Below are 2,332 nucleotides of genomic sequence, written 5' to 3'. Positions count from 1 at the left end.
ACCTATCATCATCGGTTGCAAGGGCTGGATGGTATCATCGAATGGTTCAAAGGGTCAGGGTTGCGCCCGTATCTTGCTCTGCTGAACCATGATGAACGCGCGGATTTTCTTGACAAGTACAGGCAACGTTTGGCTCAATCCTACAAGCCGATGGATGACGGGATAGTGCTTTTGCCATTCCCTCGTATTTTCATCGTTGCGACGCGGTAAATCCATCAGAAAGCTCAAGAAAATATTGAAGGTGTTTCGCAAATGAATGCGGAATAGGTGCCTAGCATCGCCGTGACGAAAATCGCACAATCCCATCTGCAGTGGCGACACTGAGGAGCGGCGGTATGCGGAGGAGTGTATGCCTGCCGTCTCTTGATAGGAGAATTATCGAAAACTCAAAAGAGGCAGTCTGCATTGACGCGTAGCGCGCTTGMCAGGCAACCGGAGACTTAGGCTTTTGCCAAGGGGAGGAATTATGCTCGAAAAGCTTTTCAAGCTTAACGACCACAACACATCTGTCCGTACCGAAGTGTTGGCGGGACTCACGACGTTCCTGACGATGTCGTATATCATTTTCGTCAATCCGGAGATCTTGTCCTCCACGGGCATGGACCGCAACGCCGTGTTTGTCGCGACCTGTATCGCCGCTGCACTCGGCTCGGGCGTGATGGCGCTGGTTGCCAATTGGCCCATCGGCATGGCGCCTGGCATGGGCCTCAATGCCTTCTTCGCGTTCACTGTCGTGGCTGCCATGGGCTTTTCCTGGCAGCAGGCGCTCGGAGCTGTTTTCATCTCGGGCTGCATCTTTCTGCTTCTGACAGTAACCGGAATACGTCGCTGGCTCGTCGCGGGCATTCCCAAATCATTGCGGAGTGCGATCGCGGCGGGTATCGGCCTCTTCCTCGCATTCATAGCGTTGAAAAATTCCGGCATTGTCGTGGCAAATCCCGCGACATTCGTTGGATTGGGTCACCTTGGAAGTACTGGGGCCCTGCTCGCCATCCTTGGCTTCTTCGTCATCGCAGCGCTCGATGCGCTTAAGGTCCGCGGGGCAATTCTGATCGGCATTCTTGTCGTGACAGTCCTGTCGATGATCCTTGGCGTGAGTGAGTTCAAAGGCGTATTTTCAGCGCCGCCAAGTCTGGCGCCGACCTTCTTGCAGCTTGATATCATGGGTGCGCTGCATACCGGACTTCTGCAGGTCATTCTCGTATTCGTGCTTGTCGAAGTGTTTGATGCGACCGGAACCTTGATCGGCGTCAGCAAGCGTGCCGGGCTTATCGAAGAGGGAAAACCGAACAATCTTGGCCGCGCATTGTTTGCTGACAGCACGGCCATCGTGGCCGGCTCATTGCTCGGGACGAGCAGCACAACCGCCTATGTTGAAAGTGCCTCGGGCGTTCAAGCTGGCGGTCGCACAGGTTTGACCGCGTTGACCATTGCGGTGCTGTTCCTGGCAGCGCTTTTCATCTCTCCGCTCGCGGCGTCTGTACCGGGCTATGCGACTGCTCCAGCGTTGCTCTATGTGGCGGGGCTCATGATGCATGAACTCGTCGATATCGAATGGGGTGATGTCACGGAGTCGACCCCGGCAGCGATAACCGCTTTGATGATCCCCTTCACATATTCGATAGCGAACGGTCTCGCCTTCGGGTTCATCAGCTATGTCGTGCTGAAGACCTTCACGGGCAAGGCAAGTGTTGTGCACCCCGCTACGTGGCTTGTGGCTGCGCTCTTTGTTATAAAGTTCGCGCTGTTTCYGGGCTGACCTCACGATCTGGCGCGGATGCGGTGATTGCGCCCCATCCGCGCCATTGTTATTCTGAATATCAAACAATCCCTGATCAGAAAGCCACCGATGGAGCAGCAAACCGCGACGAACAACCTTGTTGACGTGCTGCTGGATACGATCGAGCACCGGATTATTCCAAAGACCGAGAGCGGTGTAGCCGCCGGGAACAAGATCTTCGGAGCGGCGCTGCTGCGCAAATCGGATCTTTCGCTCGTGTTGGCAGAGACCAACAATGAGACGGAAAACCCGCTATGGCATGGCGAGATTCATACGTTGAAGCGTTTCTTCGAGATGCGGAGGATACCCGTCCAGATCCGCGCGAACTGATTTTCTTGTCGACCCACGAACCTTGCTCCATGTGCCTTTCGGCTATCACCTGGGCAGGTTTCAACAATTTCTACTACTTCTTCAGCCACGAAGATTCGCGCGATGCATTTGCAATCCCGCATGATCTCAAAATCTTGAAGGAAGTTTTCACGTTGGAACCGGGCGGCTACAATAAGGAAAACGCGTTCTGGAAAAGCTATTCCATCCACAAGATGATTGCGG

At 54.5% G+C, this 2,332-nt stretch carries 1 protein-coding gene and 2 pseudogenes; all 3 read left to right on the top strand.

Annotated features, from left to right (window positions below; translation table 11 throughout):
• Positions 1-210, top strand: a pseudogene (locus ACXJ5O_RS24700) (trans-aconitate 2-methyltransferase); the annotation flags it as partial.
• Positions 211-466: 256 nt separating this feature from the next.
• Positions 467-1,759 (top strand): NCS2 family permease, encoded by a 1,293-nt coding sequence (locus tag ACXJ5O_RS24695; RefSeq protein ID WP_457302208.1) that lies wholly within the window; start codon positions 467-469, stop codon positions 1,757-1,759.
• Between the two features lie 90 nt (positions 1,760-1,849).
• Positions 1,850-2,332 (top strand): annotated as a pseudogene (locus tag ACXJ5O_RS24690) (deaminase); the annotation flags it as partial.

Source organism: Phyllobacterium sp. P5_D12, from assembly GCF_054049495.1.
Note: the sequence above shows the minus strand (reverse complement) of the source record. Positions and strands in the feature narration are given on the sequence as shown.